This is a genomic window from Flavicella sp. IMCC45668 (genome assembly GCF_057219105.1).
On sequence record NZ_CM170114.1, the window covers coordinates 1842280 to 1866156 of the forward strand.

Annotated in this window: 21 protein-coding genes; 13 read left to right on the plus strand and 8 right to left on the minus strand. The window is 32.6% G+C overall.

Going from position 1 to position 23877, the window contains the following annotated elements; genetic code table 11:
• The first annotated feature begins 2 nt into the window (after nt 1-2).
• From AC2DZ0_RS07775 to AC2DZ0_RS07795, 5 genes are all read left to right on the plus strand, one after another.
• On the plus strand, nt 3-1469 hold the full coding sequence (locus AC2DZ0_RS07775; protein WP_484492454.1) for a glutamate synthase subunit beta: 1467 nt from the start codon (nt 3-5) through the stop codon (nt 1467-1469).
• Nucleotides 1470-1627: 158 nt separating this feature from the next.
• Nucleotides 1628-2299, plus strand: a complete 672-nt coding sequence (locus AC2DZ0_RS07780) for a TetR/AcrR family transcriptional regulator (RefSeq protein WP_484644759.1) — start codon at nt 1628-1630, stop codon at nt 2297-2299.
• A 24-nt stretch (nt 2300-2323) separates the two neighbouring features.
• Nucleotides 2324-3913 (plus strand): SulP family inorganic anion transporter, encoded by a 1590-nt coding sequence (locus AC2DZ0_RS07785; RefSeq protein ID WP_484644830.1) that lies wholly within the window; start codon nt 2324-2326, stop codon nt 3911-3913.
• Nucleotides 3914-3935: 22 nt separating this feature from the next.
• Entirely contained in the window at nt 3936-4541 is a 606-nt protein-coding gene (locus tag AC2DZ0_RS07790) for a carbonic anhydrase family protein (protein ID WP_484644760.1), read from the plus strand.
• 131 nt (nt 4542-4672) lie between these two features.
• On the plus strand, nt 4673-6877 hold the full coding sequence (locus AC2DZ0_RS07795; protein WP_484644762.1) for a B12-binding domain-containing radical SAM protein: 2205 nt from the start codon (nt 4673-4675) through the stop codon (nt 6875-6877).
• A gap of 80 nt (nt 6878-6957) precedes the next feature.
• Here the strand turns inward: AC2DZ0_RS07795 and AC2DZ0_RS07800 are convergent, their stop codons facing one another.
• Nucleotides 6958-7209 carry a type B 50S ribosomal protein L31 gene (locus AC2DZ0_RS07800; protein ID WP_300322746.1) on the minus strand — a complete coding sequence of 84 codons (252 nt, stop codon included), beginning with the start codon at nt 7207-7209 and terminating at the stop codon, nt 6958-6960.
• 123 nt (nt 7210-7332) lie between these two features.
• Between AC2DZ0_RS07800 and AC2DZ0_RS07805 the strand changes: the two genes are divergently transcribed.
• The 7 genes from AC2DZ0_RS07805 to AC2DZ0_RS07835 all read left to right on the plus strand — a co-directional run bounded on the left by AC2DZ0_RS07805 (nt 7333) and on the right by AC2DZ0_RS07835 (nt 14334).
• Nucleotides 7333-8361, plus strand: coding sequence for a glutaminyl-peptide cyclotransferase (locus tag AC2DZ0_RS07805; RefSeq protein WP_484644763.1), 1029 nt, complete (start codon nt 7333-7335; stop codon nt 8359-8361).
• A gap of 77 nt (nt 8362-8438) precedes the next feature.
• Nucleotides 8439-9956 (plus strand): hypothetical protein, encoded by a 1518-nt coding sequence (locus AC2DZ0_RS07810; protein ID WP_484644764.1) that lies wholly within the window; start codon nt 8439-8441, stop codon nt 9954-9956.
• 17 nt (nt 9957-9973) lie between these two features.
• Nucleotides 9974-10654: an SDR family NAD(P)-dependent oxidoreductase gene (locus tag AC2DZ0_RS07815; RefSeq protein WP_484644765.1), complete on the plus strand. Its 681-nt coding sequence runs from the start codon at nt 9974-9976 to the stop codon at nt 10652-10654.
• A 9-nt stretch (nt 10655-10663) separates the two neighbouring features.
• On the plus strand, nt 10664-11260 hold the full coding sequence (locus AC2DZ0_RS07820) for a SprT-like domain-containing protein (protein ID WP_484492461.1): 597 nt from the start codon (nt 10664-10666) through the stop codon (nt 11258-11260).
• Nucleotides 11253-12323 carry a mannose-1-phosphate guanylyltransferase gene (locus AC2DZ0_RS07825; protein ID WP_484644767.1) on the plus strand — a complete coding sequence of 357 codons (1071 nt, stop codon included), beginning with the start codon at nt 11253-11255 and terminating at the stop codon, nt 12321-12323. The genes AC2DZ0_RS07820 and AC2DZ0_RS07825 overlap by 8 nt, the downstream gene beginning before the upstream one ends.
• Before the next feature lie 34 nt (nt 12324-12357).
• Complete coding sequence (locus tag AC2DZ0_RS07830) at nt 12358-13821, plus strand: DUF389 domain-containing protein (RefSeq protein ID WP_484492463.1); 1464 nt, start codon at nt 12358-12360, stop codon at nt 13819-13821.
• A 15-nt stretch (nt 13822-13836) separates the two neighbouring features.
• Complete coding sequence (locus AC2DZ0_RS07835) at nt 13837-14334, plus strand: metallophosphoesterase family protein (protein ID WP_484644768.1); 498 nt, start codon at nt 13837-13839, stop codon at nt 14332-14334.
• 32 nt (nt 14335-14366) lie between these two features.
• On the opposite strand, the gene AC2DZ0_RS07840 is transcribed toward AC2DZ0_RS07835, so the two are convergent.
• The 6 genes from AC2DZ0_RS07840 to dnaG all read right to left on the minus strand — a co-directional run bounded on the left by AC2DZ0_RS07840 (nt 14367) and on the right by dnaG (nt 21834).
• On the minus strand, nt 14367-16508 hold the full coding sequence (locus AC2DZ0_RS07840) for a peptidase domain-containing ABC transporter (RefSeq protein WP_484644769.1): 2142 nt from the start codon (nt 16506-16508) through the stop codon (nt 14367-14369).
• A complete protein-coding gene (locus tag AC2DZ0_RS07845; RefSeq protein ID WP_484644771.1) occupies nt 16505-17794 on the minus strand; it encodes an HlyD family secretion protein in 1290 nt (429 codons plus the stop codon). Before AC2DZ0_RS07845 ends, AC2DZ0_RS07840 begins: the two co-directional genes overlap by 4 nt.
• 104 nt (nt 17795-17898) lie before the next feature.
• A complete protein-coding gene (locus tag AC2DZ0_RS07850; protein ID WP_484644772.1) occupies nt 17899-18255 on the minus strand; it encodes a hypothetical protein in 357 nt (118 codons plus the stop codon).
• Entirely contained in the window at nt 18233-19012 is a 780-nt protein-coding gene (locus AC2DZ0_RS07855; protein ID WP_484644773.1) for a CPBP family intramembrane glutamic endopeptidase, read from the minus strand. Before AC2DZ0_RS07855 ends, AC2DZ0_RS07850 begins: the two co-directional genes overlap by 23 nt.
• A gap of 32 nt (nt 19013-19044) precedes the next feature.
• Nucleotides 19045-19521, minus strand: a complete 477-nt coding sequence (locus AC2DZ0_RS07860) for a hypothetical protein (RefSeq protein WP_484644775.1) — start codon at nt 19519-19521, stop codon at nt 19045-19047.
• A 225-nt stretch (nt 19522-19746) separates the two neighbouring features.
• Complete coding sequence (dnaG, locus tag AC2DZ0_RS07865) at nt 19747-21834, minus strand: DNA primase (RefSeq protein WP_484644776.1); 2088 nt, start codon at nt 21832-21834, stop codon at nt 19747-19749.
• 140 nt (nt 21835-21974) lie between these two features.
• Between dnaG and AC2DZ0_RS07870 the strand changes: the two genes are divergently transcribed.
• Nucleotides 21975-22538, plus strand: a complete 564-nt coding sequence (locus tag AC2DZ0_RS07870) for a DUF3575 domain-containing protein (protein WP_484644777.1) — start codon at nt 21975-21977, stop codon at nt 22536-22538.
• A 55-nt stretch (nt 22539-22593) separates the two neighbouring features.
• Here the strand turns inward: AC2DZ0_RS07870 and clpX are convergent, their stop codons facing one another.
• On the minus strand, nt 22594-23832 hold the full coding sequence (clpX, locus tag AC2DZ0_RS07875; RefSeq protein ID WP_484644778.1) for an ATP-dependent Clp protease ATP-binding subunit ClpX: 1239 nt from the start codon (nt 23830-23832) through the stop codon (nt 22594-22596).
• Between the last annotated feature and the right edge of the window lie 45 nt (nt 23833-23877).

Here is a 23877-nt window from a genome sequence, read left to right on the forward strand (position 1 = left end):
CAATGGGAAAAGTAACAGGTTTTAAAGAATTCGAAAGAAAAGATGAAACATACACGCCTGTAAAAGACCGTGTAGAGAATTATAGTGAGTTTACAGTTCCATTAAGTGAAACTGAAATTACAGAACAAGGATCTCGTTGTATGGATTGTGGAATTCCATTTTGTCATAGTGGATGTCCACTTGGTAACTTAATTCCGGATTTCAACCACATGGTACACCAAGGAGAATGGAAAAAAGCTTCTTGGATACTACACTCAACAAACAACTTCCCTGAATTCACAGGTCGTTTGTGTCCTGCACCATGTGAGCAAGCATGTGTATTGGGAATTATTGAAGATCCTATTTCAATTGAAAACATTGAGAAGAATATAGTTGAACGTGCTTTTAAAGAAGGTTGGATCAAACCTCAGCCACCAAAAACTAGAACAGGTAAAACTGTTGCTGTTGTTGGTTCTGGACCTGCTGGTTTGGCAACTGCACAGCAATTGAACAGAGCGGGTCATACAGTTACTGTTTTTGAAAGAGACGATGCAATCGGAGGATTGTTACGTTACGGAATTCCAAACTTCAAAATGGAGAAAGGAATTATTGACAGACGTGTGGCTATTTTAGAAGCTGAGGGAATCACTTTTAAAGTAAATGTAAACGTTGGTGTAAACTATGACGTTGAAGACTTAAAAGCATTTGATTCTATCGTATTATGTGGTGGAGCAACTGAAAGAAGAAGTTTGCCAACTCCTGGAATTGACGCTGATGGTGTTGTTCAAGCAATGGACTTCTTAACACAACAAACTAAAGTTGTATTCGGACAAGAGATCAAAGACCAAGTTTTAGCGACTGATAAAGACGTTATTGTTATTGGAGGTGGAGATACAGGTTCTGACTGTGTTGGTACTTCAAACAGACACGGTGCTAAATCTGTAACTAACTTTGAGATCATGCCGAAACCTCCTGGACACAGAGCAGCTTCAACTCCTTGGCCTTATTGGCCTTTACAGTTGAAAACATCTTCTTCTCACAAAGAAGGATGTGATAGAAACTGGTTGATCAATACTAAAGAATTCATCAAAGATAAAAACGGGAAACTTACTGCATTAAAAACAGTAAATGTTGAATGGAAAATGGTTCCTGGTCAAAGACCTCAGTTAATTGAAATTGAAGGTACCGAAAAAACATGGCCTTGTGATTTAGCATTATTGGCATTAGGTTTTACAGGTCCAGAAAGTACTTTAGCTGACAAATTAGGACTTGATAGAGATGTTCGTTCTAATTACAAAGCTGAATACGGATCATACCAAACAAATGTACCGAACATATTTACTGCAGGTGATATGAGAAGAGGACAATCATTAATCGTTTGGGCTATTTCTGAAGGTAGAGAAGCTGCTAGACAAGTTGACATTTATTTAATGGGTAAATCAGATTTACCTACTAAAAACGCTACTGGAGATTTAGTTGGAGTACAATAATTTTCAAGTACAAAACATATTAAAAACCTTTACTATTAGTAAAGGTTTTTTTATGTTTTAGAATTACTGATCATATCCATAATACATAGAAAATAGTCGTTTTATTTGCATAATCAATAGTAATACTATTATATTTACAATAGGCTAGAAACAATTTTATGGAAGAACTACACATACATATTGAAATAGATTCTGAGTTATATACAAAAAACCCAGACTCTTCAGCCTTAGGAAAAAAGATCATTTCTAATAGTATAGAACTTATTTATGAGATAGGTTTTGAACAATTCACTTTTAAAAAATTGGGCTCAAAAATTAGTTCCCCTGAAAGCTCTATTTACAGATATTTTGATAATAAACATCGCTTATTAATCTATTTGACAAGTTGGTATTGGACTTGGATGGAATATAAATTATTGTTTGCCACTACAAACATAGACTCCCCAAAAGAACGATTATCCAAATCCCTAGATCTTCTAACCAAACCCGTTTTAATTGATAATGATTTCTCTTATGTAAATGAAGTATTACTTAGTGCAATTATTTTCTCCGAATCAACGAAAGCCTATCATACTAAAAATGTAGATGAAGCCAACAGCAAAGGTTCTTACACCGCATTCAAATCTGTAGTAAACAAAGTTGCTGAGATTATTTTAGAAATAAAACCAGACTTTAAATACCCTCATATGCTTGTTTCAACTGTCATTGAAGGAGCACACCATCAAAAATATTTTTCTGAGCACTTACCTTCTCTCACAGACTTGTCTGATGACAAAGAAGCAATCACCGTTTTTTATAAAGAGTTAGTATTTAATTTTCTATCAACCTAAAAAATAATCGCCATGAATTCGTCAATTTTCAAACATCTCAAGTCAGACCTACCTGCAAGTATTGTTGTATTTTTCGTTGCTCTCCCTTTATGTTTGGGAATAGCATTAGCCAGTGGAGCACCACCATTCGCCGGAATGATTGCCGGTATCATCGGAGGAATTGTTGTTGGTTCCATTAGTGGATCACAGATCGGAGTAAGTGGTCCTGCAGCAGGTCTAGCCGCTATTGTTATGACTGCGATAACAGATCTTGGAGGATATGAAAACTTTTTAGTCGCTGTTGTTATAGGTGGTGTTATTCAAATTTTGTTTGGTGTCATTAGAGCTGGAGTAATTGGCTATTATTTCCCGTCTTCTGTAATCAAAGGAATGCTAGTTGGAATTGGAATAATAATTATTCTAAAACAAATTCCACACTTCTTCGGATACGACACAAACCCTGAAGGCGATTTTGATTTTTTCCAGGTTAATGGTAATAATACTTTCTCGGATATTTTAAATGCCATCAACTCTGTAAATATAAGCGCTACTTTAATTGGTACAATTTCGCTTATATTGATTATTTATTGGAGTAATGTTCTTTCTAAAAAAGGAAAATTCTTTACCTTAATTCAAGGGCCTTTTGCAGCGGTAATTATTGGGGTGATTTATTATATTATAACTAAATCTAGTGATTCCATGGAAATGCTACCTGAGCACTTAGTCAAAGTTCCAATCCCAGAAAATATTGATTCTTTTTTTGCACAGTTTTCATTACCTGACTTTACCGCCTTATCTAATAAAAATGTCTGGATTACCGGTTTTACCATTGCTTTAGTAGCAAGTTTAGAAACATTATTATGTGTAGAGGCAACTGACAAGATTGATCCTAGAAAGCGAATTACACCAACCAACAGAGAGCTATTTGCACAAGGAACGGGTAATATACTATCAGGAATGATTGGTGGTTTACCTATCACTCAGGTGATTGTTAGAAGTTCCGCCAATATACAATCTGGTGGTCAAACAAAGCTTTCTACAATCGTCCATGGTTTTTTTCTTTTAATATCGGTAATCGCAATTCCAACAATTTTAAACATGATTCCGTTAGCAGTTTTGGCTTCAATACTGTTAGTAGTTGGCTATAAACTTGCAAATCCAGCCACTTTTAAAAAAGTATATAAATTAGGTTGGCAGCAATTCGTGCCTTTTATAGTTACTGTGTTATTAGTTCAATACAATTTATTGGTTGGGATTGGTGTTGGATTGGTTTTAGGGATTTTGGTGGTACTCTATAAAAGTTATTTAAACTCTCACTTTCTACACATCAAAGACTCTGAGACAGACCAACACTATTTAAGCATGGAGCTAGCAGAAGAAGTAACTTTTTTTAACAAAGGTGCTATTATGAGAGAATTAGAGAATATCCCCAAAGACACATATTTAGAAATTAATTTACTAAAAACAAGATTTTTGGACAATGACATTATAGAAATATTAGAAGACTTTCTGTTAAAAGCAAAAAACAGGAACATAAAAATTAAATTAAATTCGAAACGCGGCGTCGTAGAAAACCCAGAAAGTTTTGTTGCGTTTTTTAATAATAGGCCAAAAAGTAAACTATCTATCAACTAACAATATTATAAATACATACATAATGAAAGCACAAACTAAAGAAACGCAACAAACATTCACTCCTGAATCTGTCATTGAAACATTAAAATCAGGAAACAAGAGGTTTGTTGAAAACAAAAAGGTAGAAAGAGACTTAAATAGTCAAGTAAACGAAACTAGTGCAGGACAATTTCCTTTTGCTGTAGTTTTAAGTTGTATTGATTCACGAGTACCTGCTGAAATTATTTTTGACCAAGGGATTGGAGACATTTTCAGTGTACGCGTTGCAGGAAATGTAGTCAATGAAGATGTATTAGGTTCGATAGAATATGGATGTAAGGTAGCAGGATCAAAATCTGTTGTTGTCCTCGGTCACACAAAATGTGGAGCTGTTACAGCTGCATGTAAACATGTAGAACTTGGAAATATAACTGCTCTTTTGAATAAAATTCAACCTGCTGTTTCTAAAGTAAATAAACCTGAAGTTACTGAAGAGTCTATAGAAGAAACAGCGATTACTAACATTGAATTATCAATTGAACAAATAAAAGCTGAAAGCCCAATTTTAGCAGAAATGGAGAAAAACGGTGAAATAAATATTGTAGGTGCCTCTTATGATGTCTCTACAGGTAAAGTAACTTTTATCTAATTCCACCAACCTTGAATTTATAAAAGATTCCTTTCTGATAAAAGGAATCTTTTTTATTTCTATAATATCCAAAGCTTGCTAATTCTCCTATTACCCTAGATTGTTTATGTATCTTTGTTAAAATTATAGGTTTGACAGAAGCATTATTAATAACACCTCCTTTTACTCAATTAAACACTCCTTACCCAGCAACTGCATATTTAAAAGGTTTTTTAAACACCAAAAATATCACTTGTTATCAGTCAGATTTAGGTATTGAAGTAATCTTAGAATTGTTCACCAAACAACGATTAGAAGAATTTTTTGGTATCGCATATGAGTCTCAAACCATACAATCTGATAATTCAAAAAGAATCTACTCTTTAAGGGAAAATTACTTTAACACCATAAACACCATTATCTCATTTTTACAAGGTAAAAACCAAACGCTCGCGCGCATTATTTGTAGTGACAACTTTTTGCCAAGGGCCAGCAGGTTTGATCAGTTGGATGATTTAGAATACGCTTTCGGAGCAATGGGAATGCAAGACAAAGCCAAACACCTTGCAACACTTTACCTAGAAGACATCTCTGATTTTATTATTGAATGTATTGACTCTAATTTTGGGTTTAGTCGCTATGCTGAAAGTATTGGAAAAAGTGCTAATAGTTTTGATGAACTTTACCATGAATTATCTTTAGATCTAAGCTATATAGATAGCATCACTTTAGACCTTTTAGATGGAAAATTAAAACAGTCGAAACCCAAATTAGTGTGCCTATCAGTTCCTTTCCCAGGAAATTTATTTAGTGCTTTCCGTTGTGCACAATATATTAAAAGCAACTACCCTACAACAAAAATTGCAATGGGTGGTGGCTTCCCAAACACAGAGTTACGAGATCTAAAAGACCCAAGGGTATTTGAATTTTTAGATTTCATAACACTTGATGATGGTGAACTTCCCATTGAATTACTTCTTTCCAATTTAAATGATCCTACAGAGAAAAATGAGGATTTTAATAAATTTAAAAGAACTTTGTTATTAAAGGATAACAAAGTATGCTACAACAACAGTTCTTTAAAAAGTGATTACAAACAAAATACGGTTGGTACACCTGATTATTCTGATCTTTTACTAGATTCCTACATTTCTGTGATTGAAGTAGCGAATCCAATGCACAGTTTGTGGAGCGATGGTAGATGGAATAAACTAACCATGGCACATGGTTGTTACTGGGGTAAATGTTCTTTTTGTGACGTTTCCTTAGATTATATAAAAATATATGAACCCGTAGCGGCTAAAATCCTAGTTGATCGAATTGAAGAACTAATAGAACAAACAGGAGAAAATGGATTTCATTTTGTGGATGAGGCTGCACCACCCGCTTTGATGAAAGCTGTTGCGATAGAAATTTTAAAAAGGAAATTAACACTTACTTGGTGGACGAATATTCGATTTGAAAAAAGTTTCACACAAGATCTATGTTATTTACTAAAAGCATCAGGCTGTATCGCTGTCTCAGGAGGTCTAGAAGTAGCTTCAGATCGCTTATTACAATTAATTGAAAAAGGAGTAACAGTAGAACAAGTAGCGCAGGTTACCAATCACCTTACTCAAGCCGGCATTATGGTTCATTCCTATTTAATGTATGGCTACCCAAGTCAAACTGTCCAAGAAACTATTGATAGTTTAGAAATGGTCCGTCAGCTCTTTGAAATAGGAACCATACAATCGGGATTTTGGCACCAATTCTCACTTACCACACATAGTCCAATAGGAAAAGTACCACAAGAATACGGAATCACTCCTTTGTATCAAGATATTGAATTTGCAAACAATGATGTTGATTTTACCGATAAAACGGGAATCAACCATGATAAGTTTAGCAAAGGATTGAAAGCTTCCATTTTTAATTACATGCATGGAATTGGTTTTGAATTATCTCCACGAGATTGGTTTGAATTTAAAACTCCAAAAACAACTATTACACCGAATTATATAGAAAATTGTATCCTAAACAAAAATAGTTTCAACACAAAACCTAACGCTCAAATTCTTTGGTTGGGAACAGATCCAATTTTTGAACTTTATAAGAAAACTAAAAAAAATAATTCATGGTCTATGATGCGTTTGTTCTTTCATACAACTACAGAAACGAAAGAATTTTCTTTAGAAGAATCAAAAGGAAAATGGCTGGTTGCATTACTACCTACCTTGAAAATAGCATCAGACATGAAAAAAACAACGTTTTCTGACATGAAGAAAGACTATGAAAACAACTTTGAAGATTTTGAGTTATTCTGGTATTCTAAACCCATAGAAAACCTGAAGAAGATCGGTTTACTTAGCGTTTAACACCTACCCAACTATTAGAAACAGAAAAAATCCTATCAAAAACTGATAGGATTTTATATAAACTAAAAAGTAAAAGAAGCTTACTTCTTGAACTTTGCGTATTTTGTCTTAAATTTATCGATACGTCCTGCTGTATCAACCAATTTAGATTTACCAGTGTAAAAAGGGTGAGATGTTCTAGAGATCTCTAATTTGATCAATGGATACTCAACACCATCAACATCTAAAGTTTCTTTTGTAGCAGCTGTAGAACGAGTTAAGAAAACATCATTGTTTGACATATCTTTAAAAGCAACCATTCTGTAGTTTTCTGGATGTATACCTTTTTTCATCTTTATATATTTTTAATCTTTAATTCTTTTTTTGAGACTGCAAATTTAACGATATTTTTTAGATTTCAAACAAATAAATTGTTTTATTTGTTATCAAAACTTTCTAATCCTAAATTTTCACAAATGTCACTTAAATATCCAGTCATTTTTTTTCTTTTAAGCCTAGCAATCATAGGATGTGGAGAAGATATTGAGTTCAAATTCAATACTCCACAAAAAATTAACATAAATGAAAATTTAACATTATCGGTTAAAGAAACTAATGGGAAAGAATTGGATTCCGTTCATTTTTTCATTGATGGAAAACGTATTAACGTTCAAAATAATACTTCCATTTCTATTTCCGAGGAAGTCTTAGGAATACATACTTTAACTGCTCATATTTTCTATGATGACATTACCAAAAAGCTGAATAATAGAATTTATTTTCTTGCAGATAAAAAACCTTCTATTTATTCCTACAAACTAATCAACACTTACCCACATGACCCTAAGGCCTTTACACAAGGATTGGAGTACAAAAACGGTTTCCTTTATGAAGGAACCGGTCAACGTGGAGAATCTTCTATTAGAAAAACGGATTTAAAAACTGGAGAAATCTTAAAAACACAAGAACTTGATAAAAAATATTTCGGTGAAGGGATTACCATTCTGAACTCAAAGATTTTTCAACTGACATGGCAATCTAAAATTGGATTTATCTATGATCTAGAAACGTTTGAAAAACTCGGTTCTTTCAATTACAACAAAAGTAAAGAAGGATGGGGATTGACAAATAACGGCAACCAATTAATTAAATCTGATGGTACAGAAAGAATTTGGTTTCTCGATGCGGAAACTCAAAAAGAAATGCGATATATTGAGGCCTATACCAATACGAGAAAAGCTGAAAGCCTGAATGAAATTGAATATATTGATGGTAAAATATACGCTAACATCTGGCAAAAAAACACGATTATAATTATCAACGCGACCAATGGTACCATCGAAGGAGTTGTGAATCTAAATAGCTTAAGAAATAAAGTTGACAAACCAGACCCTAATAAAAGTTATGTATTGAACGGTATTGCTTACGATAAAGTTGGTAAACGCTTATTTGTTACAGGTAAAAACTGGAATAAAATATTTGAGATTCAACTGTTGAAAAAATAATTCTCTAGCTATAGTTTCTTCCATCTAAATCTGATTCAATACGAAAAAGTGTATCTTTACAAAAATGTAAATTTTCGATGAAAAACACACTTATTTATCCTGTTTTAATAACGGTCTTGCTTCTTACTTTCTCTTGTAGAAAGGACTTTTCAACGATTCCAAGTCACAGTGATAATTTATCTTTTTCAGCGCCAAACGACACCATTTTTTTAGATACGGTTTTTTCTAATATTAGCACAAGCACTTATTCCTTAAAAGTATACAACAACAGTTCAAATGACATCCATATCCCTTCTATCTATTTAGGAAGAAGTGATTCTTACTACAGATTAAATGTAGATGGTTTGCCAGGTACTTCTTTTCAAAATGTCCCATTAAGAGCAAGAGACAGTTTGTTTATTTTTATTGAAGGAACCATTAATTATTCTGCAACAAACCCAATATACACAGACTCCATAGTTTTCGATTCTGGAATCAATGCCAAAAACATAAAATTGGTTACTTTAGTTCAAGACGCCCACTTTATTTACGTAAATAATGCAATAGATACTACTACGGTAGTTCCCTATTTTCTACCAGATGCTTCTCCAAAAAAAATACATTATTTATCGGATGAAGAGATTGCTATATTTAATGATCCGGCCAATGAAAAATCAATTGTTTTTTATGGCTATTGTGCTGTCCCTGAAAATAAAACATTAACGATTGCTCCGAATAAAAATCTTCACTTCCATAAAAACTCTGCCTTGGTCGTTGAAAAAGATGCAAGTTTAGTTATCAATGGAACGTTTGATGAAAAGGTATTGATTGAAGGAGATAGACTAGAGCCCGAATTTAGTGACAGACCCGGACAATGGGACGCTTTATGGTTAAGAGCAGGGAGCAAGGGAAACACTATTAATTATTTAAACAATAAAAATGGACGATTTGGAATCGTCTGTGACTCTCTTAGTGTAGACGGTTCAACACCTACTCTATCTATTAGTAATTCTGAATTCTACAATCATGCAGAAGTAGGTTTATTAGCCAATCATTCTATTGTAAATGGAGAAAACCTTGTTATCGGAAGTAGCAGAAATTCATCTCTTACTATTCTTAATGGAGGTACTTATGACTTTAATCATTTGACCATCGCGAATTATTGGACCGAAAGTATTCGAAGAGGAAGCAGCCTACAAATTAGTAATATAAAATCAACGGACTTCCCTGAAGAAACTGCAACTGATTTAACTTTCAATATAAGTAACTCTATCATTGATGGAAATACAACTAATGAATTATATCTAGAGAAAAATGAATCTGACGTCTTTTCATACTTTTTTCAAAACTGCATGCTAAAACAGTCTGAAACTTCTGAAAACCCACTATATGACTTTACAGATACTTCTAAATATTTAGACAATATTTTCAATGCAGAACCCAACTATCTAAATACGTCATTGAACAAGTTTGAAATTGGTGAAGAAAGTGAATTGATAAACAAAGGTGATATCACCAACGCAGCCAAAACTCCTTTGGACATAATTCAGACGGACAGAACAACAGCACCTGATATTGGAGCATATCAACATATTATTTTCCCTGAAGAGGAATAAAATCATACTTACTAAAAATGAAAAATGTAGTTATCACAGGAACCAGTAGAGGTATTGGTTTTGAACTAGCACAGTTATTTGCAAACAACAATTTTAACGTTCTGGCTCTTTCTAGAAACGAAGAAACTCTAAAAGAGCTAAATCATAAAAACATTACAACCTTAGCAACAGATCTTACAAACGAAAATTCTTTGGCAGAAGTTGCAAACTATGTAAAAAACAATTGGAAACAAGTTGATATTCTAATACATAACGCCGGAACCTTATTAAATAAAGAGTTTGCAGCAACTAGCACAGATGATTTTATCCAGGTATATCAAGTGAATGTATTTGCCGTAGCGGCACTTACACAACAATTAATTCCATACTTCAAAGAAAATACACATACCGTTACTATCAGTAGTATGGGAGGTATTCAAGGGAGCATGAAATTCGCCGGACTTGCTGCATATAGTTCTTCTAAAGGTGCCGTAATTACCTTATCTGAATTATTAGCAGAAGAATATCGAGACCATGGTTTCAAATTCAATGTTTTGGCAATTGGAGCCGTTCAAACTGAAATGTTAGAAGAAGCATTTCCTGAATATCAAGCACCTTTGAAACCTAAAGAAATGGCAGCTTACATATATGATTTCTCTACCAAAGGAGCTAAATTTTATAATGGTAAAGTCTTACAAGTTTCTAGCACAACTCCATAATTATTTTTTTTGAAAGACGTTTACCATTACATTCCAACTCCAGCACATGCCACAATAACTGAATACCTAAATCAAAATGATTTAACCGTAGTAGTTAAAAAAGAACGTGCCACAAAACATGGGGATTTCAGAAAAAGAAAACAAGGTGATTTTTTAATAACCATAAACAACAATTTAAATCCGTATCAATTTTTATTAACGTTGGTTCATGAAGTTGCACATTATGAAACTTATAAAAAATATGGTCGTGTAAAACCTCATGGGCTTGAATGGAAACAAACCTTTAAAAATTTGATGCTACCGTTGGTAAGACCTGAAATTTATCCTTTGGATATTTTACCTCATCTAGCAAAATACTTACTAAACGCGAAAGCTAGTACCGACAGTGATCCTAGATTATCCCTTGCGTTAAAACAACAAATAAAAAATTCCAATAAAAATTATATCTTTGAGTTAAAAATTGGATCAGAATTTGAATTCAAACAGAGAACGTTTGTTTTATTAGAAAAAAAACGAACTCGCAGTATTTGTTTGGATGTAAAATCACAAAAAAAATACTTAATACATTTAAACTCTGAGGTAAGCCTCAATACACACTATGAATAAAAATAACTACGCAGTAATCATGGCGGGTGGAATTGGTTCAAGATTTTGGCCTATTAGCACAGCGGAAACACCTAAACAATTCCATGACATGTTAGGAGCTGGAGTTTCTTTGATACAAAAAACCTTCATGCGACTTGAGTCTTTAGTCCCTTCAGAAAATGTTATTATAGCAACAAATGAAAGATACAAAGACATTGTTTTAAGACAATTACCAAGCATTTCTGAACACCAACTATTTTTAGAACCTGCAATGAGAAATACAGCTCCTTGTATTTTAGCAACTGCATTAAAGGTACATAGCCAAAACCCTGATGGAGTAATGATTATAGCTCCTTCAGATCATTGGATTGAAAATGAAGAAGAGTTTCTAAGAAACATTCAAACTTCTTATGACGCTTGTAATGAAGAAGATATCTTGATGACCTTAGGTATAAAGCCTAACTCGCCTAATACTGGATACGGCTATATACAGTTCAACGAGGAAGCATCAGAAATAAAAAAAGTAAAACAATTTACAGAAAAACCTAAGCTTGAAAAAGCAAAAGAATTTTTAGCACAAGGAGACTATCTTTGGAATGCTGGAATATTTGTTTGGTCTGCAAAAAGTATCATCAAAGCTTTTAAAGAACACTTACCGGAAATGTACCAATTGTTTCAAGAAGGAGAAGCTACTTGGAATACAAACGAAGAACAAACCTTTGTCAATGCAAATTATGCTAAAGCAGAAAATATTTCTATTGATTTTGGAATCATCGAAAAAGCAAATAATGTTCACGTACTGCCTGTTGAGTTTGGTTGGAATGATTTGGGTACTTGGGGATCTTTATATGACAAAAAGGCCACTAATACATCTGAAAATATTACCATTGGAGGAGAAGCTATCTACAGAGAATCTGAAGGGAACATTGTAAAAACCCAATCACATAAAAAAGTAGTCATTCAAGGCTTATCTAATTTTATCGTTGCTGAGAAAGATGGTGTATTGATGATCTGCCCGAAAGAAAAAGAACAAGACATTAAAGAAATTGCATCTCAAGCAAACCAACAATTTGGAGAAGTATAAACAAACTACCTTCAACTGAAACTCGCTTTAAAGAATGGAAAACAAAGATCAGGAAACTGAAAAATTAGATGAACACAAAGAGGAAGTTAAAAAAACTTCCTCAGCATTAATTCAAAGTGTTAGAACATTTTTAGTAAACTTACTTGACATTAGAGAAGGAACTGATCAAAAAGAAACTATTCAAAAAATAAAGGATGGAATACAGGTTAAAAGTCATACTGCCTGGATTCTGATTTTCTCTATATTGATTGCCTCTATTGGATTAAATACCAGTTCAACGGCAGTTGTTATTGGAGCCATGCTAATATCTCCATTAATGGGACCTATTCTTGGAATTGGACTCTCTATTGGAATAAACGACATTGACACCTTAAGAAGCTCGCTTGTAAACTTAGGAGTGATGGTTGGACTTAGTTTAAGTTCGTCATTTATATTTTTTAGTATTCCTTTATTTCAAGAAGCCACCCCAGAAATTATCGCGAGAACGCAACCAGATGTGCGAGATGTACTAATTGCTATTACAGGTGGATTGGCATTAATTATTGCGTTAAGTAGAAAAAAAGAGCTAACCAATACAATTGCAGGTATTGCTATTGCTACTGCTTTAATGCCCCCTCTATGTACTGCAGGGTATGGCTTGGCAACCATGAATTTCAAATATTTTGGTGGGGCGATGTTTTTGTTTACCATCAACACTATTTTTATTGCATTGGCAACCTTTGTAATTGTGAAGTTTTTGAACTTTCCAATGGTTCGATATATCAACTCTGTAAAACGAAGAAAAATATCTCAAATAGCCTCTACAGTCGCTTTGATTATATTTGGCTTTAGTATCTATTTGTTTTATGGACTTTTTAAAAAAAACCAATACATTTCAAACGCACAAAGCTATATTGAACTCTTAGGAGAATCAACAGGAGCAGGAATCATCAATTCAAAAATTGACTATACCACTAGAAATATTACAATAATTGTATTAGGCCATAATATCAAAAGAAGTGAACTGCCTATATGGGAAGAAAAACTTCCAGCCTATGGATTAGAAAACACAACGCTGGAGATTCACCAAGATGAAGAAACTTCTAAGTTGATTGACGAAATAAATGTAATCAAAGGTTCTTATGTGAAAAACCAAGAATTGATAGCCTCGAAGGATGAATCGATTTTTGAAAAAGATGAAAAAATAAGAAAACTGAGCTATCAACTTGAAAAAATTGAAAAACGCCAAATTCCCTTTGTAAATATTAGCCAAGAGGCTAAAATTAACCACGCTGGGCTTAAAGCATTGAGTTTTTCAAACTTAATCAAAACAAATTTTGAAAGAATTGACACCATTCCCGTTTTCTATATTCAATGGTATGATAGTATTCCGAATACAGAGAAGCAAGAGGTACAGTTAAAAAAATGGCTCAAAAAACGTCTGGAATTAGACTCTCTTCAACTCTACCATTTTTCTGGTTCTAGTGATCAAAACTTTAAAGGCAAAAAAATAAAATAAGCCTATTTCGATTTCATGAAAAAAATTCTTTTATTATCGGATACGCATAGCCATATCGATGACGGTATTCTAAAATACATAGCTCAAGCAGATGAAGTTTGGCATGCCGGTGACATAGGTCAAATAAAAGTTGCTGATACCATTAAGAAGTTAAAACCATTTAGAGCGGTGTATGGCAATATTGATGACAAGACCGTTCGGGCAGAATATCCATTAGATTTACGTTTCACCGTAGAGAATGTTTCTGTTTGGATTACTCATATTGGAGGGTATCCAAATAAATATAATTTTAGAATTCTGGAAGATATAAAAAACAATCCGCCAAAATTATTTATCAGTGGACATTCCCATATTCTAAAGGTTCAATACGATCAAAAACTAAATCTTTTACATATGAATCCTGGAGCAGCTGGTAAGCATGGTTTTCATGAAGTACGTACTATGCTGCGTTTTGAAATAGATAAGGAAGAAATTAAAAACTTAGAAGTTATTGAGCTTGAAACCATAAGCTAAACGAATTATTAAACCCTGTTTAACTACTATACTTATAGCCTGTTTTGTTCTTTTATTAATTGATTATACACCCCTTTTATTTCCAATAGCTTGTTGTGATTTCCCTGTTCGACAATTTTCCCATCTTTCAAAACCAATATTTGGTCAGCTTCTTTAATAGTACTTAATCTGTGAGCAACAACTACCATCATCTTATCCTTAAATTTATTTTTTAAATTCTTCAATATTAATTTTTCATTAATGGCATCTAACGTATTTGTGGCTTCATCAAAAATTATAAGTTGTGGGTTTTTATAAACAACTCTAGCAATAAGCAAACGTTGTTTTTGCCCTTCACTAATACCATGGCCATCTTCGCCTATTTTTGTTTTATAACTAAACGGCAAAGATTCTACCCATTCTCTAATATTTGCAATATCCAAAGCCCGTAAGAAGTTTTCAAAATTAATAGACTCATAACTTTTTAGAGTTATATTATTCAAAATCGTATCAGAAAAGATAAAAGTATCCTGCATAACCACCCCACAATTATCCCTCCAATAATAATCATCAATCGTATTTATATCAATATTTCCCAATTTTATTTTCCCACTAGAAGCATTCCACATTTTTAAAAGTAATTTTAGTAAAGTAGTTTTTCCACTACCACTTTGACCTACAATAGCCGTTACTTTACCACAAGGAATTGTAAAATTTATATCTTCCAAAACCTTTGATGACAAAGTTCCTTCGTGTTGAAAAGAAACATTTTCAAACACAATATCTTTCTCAATAAAACCATTTAAAGGAAATGGATAACTGTCTTTTTCTTTGTGTATAAGGACTTCGCTCAATCTTTCTAAACTTATACTTGCGTCTTGATAAGAGTGAATCAACCCCAAAAACGACATCAAAGGACCACTTATTTGTCCTAAAATAAACTGAACAGACATCATCATACCCAAAGTCATTTTTCCCTCAATAACCTCTTGCGCCATAATAATACTCATTATTATTCCTACACTGCTATTAATAATCAAAGAACCTGAAGATTGAAGTTGTCCCCAAATAGTTGTTTTAATATCCAATCTAAATTGTTTAGCTTGTACCCTCTCCCAATCCCATCTTTTTTGTTTTTCTAAATTATTCAATTTAATATCTCTATATCCTGTAAAAAGTTGCAACAATGAATTCTGGTTTTCTGAAGCCAACTTAAATCCCTGGTGATCAAACTCTTTTCTTTTTTTCATAAAAGCCAGAATCCACAAGGCATAGACAACGTTCCCAAAAACAAAGATCAATAATATTTTATAATTATAATATGCCATAATAGCAGTATAAATAATAAAATTTAAAGAACTAATAACAATCGAAAAAAAGCAATTGCTTATAAAAGATTCAATTCTGGAATTGTCTCCTATCCTTTGAAAAATATCTCCCAATGTTTTAGTTTCAAAAAAGACGAAAGGCATTTTGAGCAATTTAGAAATATAACCTATCAAAAAAGACAAACTCACACGTATACTCAAATGAAGACTCACCCAGGCTTGTATAAAACCAACCACTGCACTACTTATGGCTATTGCTAATTGACCACCTAACACTAAATAAATAAAGCTCAAGTTTTTACCTAAAATTCCAATATCCACAACAGACTGTGTGATAAAAGGTGTTATCAAACTAACGATACATGAAAACACGAGTGCCAATAATGTTTGAAGGATCAAATTCTTATGTGGTAAAAAATACTTCAAAAAATAACCCCATTTTGGATTATCTTGATCTTCTATATTATAAAAATCAGGAGTTACCTCTAGTAAAAGCACCATATTCGATATCCATTTTTCAGAGAGTTCTTTACTAGAAAGGATGTATTTCCCATTCCCAGAATCTGCAATATAAAATTTACTTTTTTTTACTTTATACAATACAACAAAATGATTTTCATCAAAATGTAAAATGCAAGGCAAAGGGGCTTTTTTATACAAATCTTCAATACTCAATTTTGTTCCTAAAGATTTAAAACCAAAATATTCAGCTGCATTACTAATTCCAACAAAAGAAACTCCTTCTTTCGACAAATACGATTTTTCTCTAATCCCCGTTAGAGGGATACTTTTCCCGTAATGTTTTGCAATCATCCTAAGGCACGTAGGACCACAATCCATTAAATCATGCTGTTTGAATAATTTCATGAATTGTCCTGTATTTGATACTCGATGAAATACTTGAAATTGCTAAAAACCCTACTCAACAAACTCCTATCTTCTGTAATCAATTCTGCATCTCCTGAAAGACGCTGTTTGAATTGAATTTTTTTATCGTAACCTGTTTCAAGCTTCTCCGGTAAACGAATTTTCACGAAATACCTATCTTTGATCGGAAAATCTGAAATCTTTTCTATACATCCATCAATAGAACCATATTCTCTGTATGGAAAAGAATGTAATTTGATAATCACCTTATTATTCACGTTTAGTTTTCCCGCTTTAATTACAGAAAAATTACCGTAAGCAAACATCTCTTGATCTCCCAATGGAAGCATTGTTAATACATAATTCCCTGCAGAAAGATAATCACCACTATTAAACTCATTGAATATTGAAATAGTACCGTTTATTGGTGCAGAAATGACAAAAGTATCACTCCATTGTTCAATCTGTGCATAAAGTTCTTTTGCAGCGTTTCTAATATTTATGACTATTCTATTATAAAAATGTTCTTTATCAATCTGTAAATCCATCAATTGCTTTTCTAAATTAACAATCTTAGTTTTTTGATTTATCAAATCTTTTCTAATAATTTCTAGTTGAATCTCTTTATTTAACAGTCTTTGCGTTTGTTTTTCATGCCCTGTTTCAGAGACAACACCTTTATCATATAATTTTTTTGCTCTTTGTTCATCTTTTTCAACCATTTTTTTATCCTGAAGTTCTAACAAAAATCGCTTTTCAGAACTAACTAAAGAATTCTTTGCATTCTCAATAATGTCTTTTAAAAATTGTATTCTTTTTTTAAAAGGTACATACTTTATATACTCATTATATTCATCTAAATAAGTAATCAATTCGTTGTACTCATTTTGCAATGCTCCAAGTTTTGAAAAATCATAATAAATAGGAATAGATTCTCCGGAAAAAGAGTCCTTTTCCAACATTTCAATAAACTCTTTAAGTTTTTGAACCTCCTCATAAGAAGCAGTATTTTCTAGCAATATCAGTGGACTTCCTTTTTTCACAATACTATCCGTATCATATCTAAACACTTTTTCAATTTTTGCATTGGACGGACTGACCAAATCTATAGGCGGGTTTGGTGTACTAATGTAAACAGAGGCATTAATAATATCAGGATACTTTACTAACCATGCTACAAATAGCAAAGTCAGCAACATTAATAGCATACTAGAAATCCCTAACCTAATTAACCAATTGGGCTTTTTACCTATTATTTCTTCTATATGTAAACTTGGATCAGGCAATTCTTGTAATTATCAAAAAGTAGTATTTAAGGTCCTCCTATTATCTAATTTCATACTAAAGATAGATCAATCACACTTAATTACGAGACATAAATTTTTCAGAATTACATGAATTTAAAAGTATTGAACTTTATACAATTTATAACTCTTTTAACATTATTTTTGTCAATATTTCTTCCTAATTGATAATTTAATATCTTATTGTTTTTTAAAATTATGACTAATTGATCATGTTCTCTAAATATTTTTTTTGGAACACCCGGTATCAAATGCAAAACAACAACCAATAAGTTAATAAGAAGAGTGGCGGCAATTTGATTTTTCCCCTTTCTTAATTCACAACTTAGCACATCTTCATACAATATATTTTGCTTAAGCCTTCCTTTTCTTTCTATTTCTAGATTACTTTTATAAAAATGAAAAACAAATAATTCTTCTTTACTTATTAATATACTTTGCATAATATTTATTCAAATATGAGTTCGAAAAATAACACCCGATAATACAGAAAATAAAAACCAAAATATAATATTCCCAAAAGTTATTAGATTGTCTATATTTATTTAAAATATTTACTACGAAGTTCCCTTCTTGCGTTAAATGGGTATTTAAATTCCAAAAAAGATGAATAATCATAACCAAATATACGTTCTTTGTTTTCAAATAAATATAAGCTAACAATACTCCCTCAAAGAACAAAACAAAAAAGTCATTAGAATCTTTAGAAAAAACATGTACCAAAGTAAAAAGTATTGATGACATCAATATAGATTTAATAAATCCGTACCTTTTATAAAGTTCATGTGCAAATACTCTTCTGAAAATCAATTCTTCAAAAAACGGTGCTAAAGCTAATAATGAGACTGTATAGAACATATTAACTTGGTTATTTAATTGAATACTTTCACTTATAGTTGTATTATAATAGCGAATGGCAATAGGATAAACCATCATAACCAAAACCACATTTATCAAGAAAAACAAGAAAAAAGATGCTAATATTTCTTCTCCTCTCTGACTTTTAACTTCTAAACAAAATATTCCTTTTATTGATTGTAAATTAAACTTATAAACTAAGCCTAAAACAATAACACTATCTAACCACCATAAAAAAGTAAACAATTCTAAAGAGATAAAACCTCTTGATTTAATACTAATTAATAAACTATGCCATATAATTATAACAGTTACATATACTAACGCTTTAAAAAATGACATAGATTTCAAATTACATTAAATTTAATAGGAATCTAGTTTTCAACAGGAGCTCCACCTCCTGGGTAAGTATTTTCCTGCATTCTTTGAAAAGCTTTATAATCACTATTTATTTGTTCGTTTCTAGATGGCACTTTCACACCATAGCTTTTAGAAGGGTAATTATTTAGAGATGTTGTACCCATAATAGTTCCAACTGTACTTCCAAAAAGGTCCGATATCACTTCCCCAACCCAAAAACTTACAGCCTCCAATGAAGATCCGACTCCGTTACCAACCTGGTAAGCTCCTCCTCCACTTCCTGGTTGAAATGCAGGTCCTCCTCCCGTACCTCCCCCAGTAGATTGAATCTCCTCTCTCCCTCCTGGTACTGACTTCCCTTGACCTCCACGAGTCATAAGCAATTGATCAGTTGAAACGGCTGAAAACTCTTCTAACCCGCGCTGTTTACTTTCTTTACGAAATAACAATACTCCATTGGCTTTTACCCCAAAACTTTTAAATTTACTCATAATAACATTAATTTTTATACATCTTAAGACATATGTTTAACAAAAATAACATCATGATTTCCGTTTCAAAAAGATTCTTGAATTTCAAAAAACTCAACTTTACTTTTCATAGCAATCGGTTTTCACAACAATAAGTACAAACTTAATTGTTCTCAAGAAAGAAAAAAAAAAAAAACTTATAAATATATGAACGGCATAAAAAAGACAATAAACAACGAGAGTGTTTTACAATATTCTATTCAATTTCTCAAAAAGTTTAGTTTTTAAGGAGGTATAATCTACAACCATTTCTAAGGAAGCCTCTCTACTTTTACCTTCTGCTAATTCTGCAGTTAGCTCCTTAATTTTTCTTTCAATCAAAACCCTTCTTAAATTAAGAATCGCGTCTGTTACCATTTTAGGCAACACCTCATCTTTCGCCGTCACAACAATATCTTTGCTCTCCCAATCACTTAGAATGTGTTTTTCATCATCCATTAAAATATCCGTAACAGTCTGTGAGATTTCTGTATCTTGATGGCTTGTCAATTCTTCTATGGAAATATTTTGTTCCACATTTAATTTATTAATTATTTCTAAATAAATTTTCTGAAATATAGAATGGGAAAATTCTACTTCATCATCCTGTAATTGCAGATACAATTCCTGAGATACAATATTAGAATACTCTTCCTTAACCATTTTAACAATCCCAAATTCATTTACCTCTTCAATCCAATCAATAAACTCTACTTGGTTATTTCCGTAAATCAATAATATTTTAATGATTTCTCTTTCATACAACTCTAATGTATTGACTTCCTTTGGTGCATTTTTTTTAGCGGCTAAACCAGCTTTTTCACTTGCTTTTCTTTGAGCACGTGACATAAGTGAAGGCTCTCTAGATTCACTTCTTCTAGATTCTGAACTTCCGCTTCTATCTCCTCTAGTTTCACCTTTTAAACTGCGTTGATTTTCTCTTTCAGCTTTTCTTATTTGCTGCTGCTCTTTCTGATAGGCTTCTCTTTCAAGTTTTTTACTAATCTGAGCCAACTCATTAAAAAGCACCGTTTCCGAGATTTCCATAATCCTAGAACACTCCTGTACATATACCTCTCTTTGTATATTATCTGGTATTTTAGAGATACTTGTAACTATATCACGAATCAGATTTGCTTTTTTTATAGGATCGTTTTCTGCCTCTTTCATTAAAAGAGACACTTTGAAATTTATAAAATCTTTAGAATTACTTTTTAGAAACTCTATTAATTCTTCTGTGGATACACGTTTTGAAAAACTATCAGGATCATCTCCGTCAGGAAATATTAAAACTCGGACATTCATTCCTTGTTCCAATATCAAATCTATCCCACGCATGGAAGCACGAATTCCGGCCGCGTCTCCATCAAATAAAACCGTAATATTAGGTGTTAATCTTTTGATCAATCTAATTTGATCTGGCGTAAGTGCCGTACCAGAAGAGGCCACTACATTCTCAACACCTGCCTGATTCATAGATATCACATCTGTATACCCTTCTACCAAATAACAAGTATCTTCTTTAGAAATGGCCTGTTTTGCATGATAAATACCATACAAAACCTTACTCTTATGGTAAATTTCGCTTTCCGGAGAGTTTAAATATTTAGCGGCTTTTTTATCTGCTTTTAATATTCTTCCTCCAAACCCCAAAACACGACCACTCATACTATGAATCGGGAACATTACACGACCTTTAAAACGGTCAAACTGCTTCCCTCCCTCTTTTACTATGGTGAGCCCTGTCTTAGACATATAATCAATGTCGTACCCTTTTCTGATAGCCGTATCTGTAAATGCAGACCAATCGTCTAAATTATATCCTAATTCAAACTTTTTTATTGTTTCATCAGAAAAACCACGCTCTTTAAAATAACTTAAACCAATGGCCTTCCCTTTGGGATTATTTAAAAGAACATCATGGTAATAGTCTTTGGCAAAGTTAGAAACCACATACATACTTTCTCTTTCATCTGCCGCTTCTTTTTGTTCGTTTGACTGTTCTTCTTCTTCAATTTCAATATTGTACTTTTTCGCCAAATACTTGATAGCCTCTGGATATGAAAAATGCTCATGCTCCATTAAAAATGTTACTGCATTCCCTCCTTTTCCAGTACTAAAATCTTTCCATATTTGCTTTACAGGTGACACCATAAAAGAAGGTGACTTTTCATCTGTAAAGGGACTCAATCCTTTAAAGTTACTTCCCGCTTTTTTTAAGGTAACAAATTCACCAATTACCTCCTCTACTCGAGCAGTTTCAAAAACACGGTCTATGGTACTTCTTAAAATCATTGAGTCTTCAAAATTTTGAAAAACAAAAATAACTAAGATTATTCATTAAAAAGAATTCTAGACTCTTTTTCATAGCGAAAACTTAACGTAATTAGGATTTAATCTAAATAATATATCATTACATTCGCTCAAAAATAAATATGAAGAAATTAAAACATGGGTTGATCTTATTATTATTAATAACATCAATCACACAAAGCAAAGCACAAGAAGAGAACAAAAAAAACAACGAACTTAAAATAAATGCCCTAACTCTTATAGCATTTGGAGCGTTGGACTTTACTTATGAAAGAGTTTTAAATCATGAATCATCTATTGGTTTATCTGTTTACGTACTTGGTCAAAACAATTTAGATGCTGAAATGTATAGAACCTTATCTATCACACCTTATTATAGATCCTATTTTTCTAGTAAATACAATCAAGGTTTTTTTATAGAACTATTCGGTATGTATTATGAAAGAAAAGATGAACAATATTACTACAATAATTATGACAACATAGACGGTTCTTTTCAATACCAGAATTATAACACTACCACCTATAAAGGCGGGGCAATCGGGATAAGCGTTGGTGGAAAATGGGTTACCAAACGTGGATTTATTGCTGAAATCAGTGGTGGTCTTGGACGTGTTATGACAAGCAACAATGATGAAGTACCCGTAGTTGGTAGAGGAGGAATCACCATAGGAAAACGATTTTAATAAAAAAAGGGATTCAATTGCTTGAATCCCTTTTTTATAATTTTTACCACAACTTTTAACTAGCTGCTTTCAATTTCTTTAAAGTAGTATTTGTCAGTTTTGCAACTGCATACTCCTTATCTACGTTAAATTCTTTTTCATCTGAACTTGGTAACTCAAACATGGCATCTGTTAATATAGCTTCACAAAGAGAACGTAAACCACGAGCTCCTAGTTTATATTCTAAGGCCTTTTCTACAATATAATCCAACGCTTCATCTGCTATTGTAAATGCAACATCATCCATTTCAAACAATTTAGTGTATTGTTTTACTAATGAATTTTTAGGTTCTGTTAAAATAGAGCGTAATGTTTTCGCATCCAAAGGATTCATATAACTTAGAACAGGCAAACGTCCAATAATCTCAGGAATCAATCCAAATGTTTTTAAATCACTTGGAATAACATACTGCAATAAATTTGTCTCATCAACATTATCCACGGCCATAGCCGCAGAATAACCAACAGCTTGTCTGTTCAAACGGTTGCTAATATTTCTTTCAATTCCTGCAAAGGCACCACCAGCGATAAACAAAATATCTTTGGTATTCACTTCTACAAATTTTTGATCAGGATGTTTTCTACCTCCTTTAGGAGCCACATTTACCACTGTTCCTTCCAATAATTTTAACAAAGCCTGTTGCACTCCTTCCCCAGAAACATCTCTGGTTATTGATGGATTATCCCCTTTTCTGGCAATCTTATCTATTTCATCAATAAATACAATACCTCTTTCTGCTTTTTCAACATCATAATCAGCAGCTTGTAATAACCTACTTAAAATACTTTCAACATCTTCACCAACATAACCCGCTTGCGTTAAAACAGTGGCATCAACAATAGAGAATGGCACATTTAACATTTTTGCAATTGTTTTCGCAATCAATGTCTTACCGGTTCCAGTTTCTCCAACCAAAATCATGTTACTTTTCTCTATCTCAACATCATTTTTATCGTCCTTTGGTTGTGTCAATCTTTTGTAATGATTGTAAACCGCCACAGCCATAGTTTTCTTTGTCTGATCTTGTCCAATAATGTATTGTTCTAAGAAAGCTTTTATCTCAGTTGGTTTTTTAACTTCCAAATCAGAAACAGCAGATACGTCATCTGCTTCTAAAATTTCTTCTAATACAATTCCATGGGCTTGTTCAATACATTTATCGCAAATGTGCGCATCCATACCTGCAATTAACAGATCTGTTTCCACCTTTTTACGTCCGCAAAATGAACACTCTAAATTTTCTTCTTTCGACATCTTTCCTTAATTATCGCATGTAGTTATTCAACAACCACATATCTA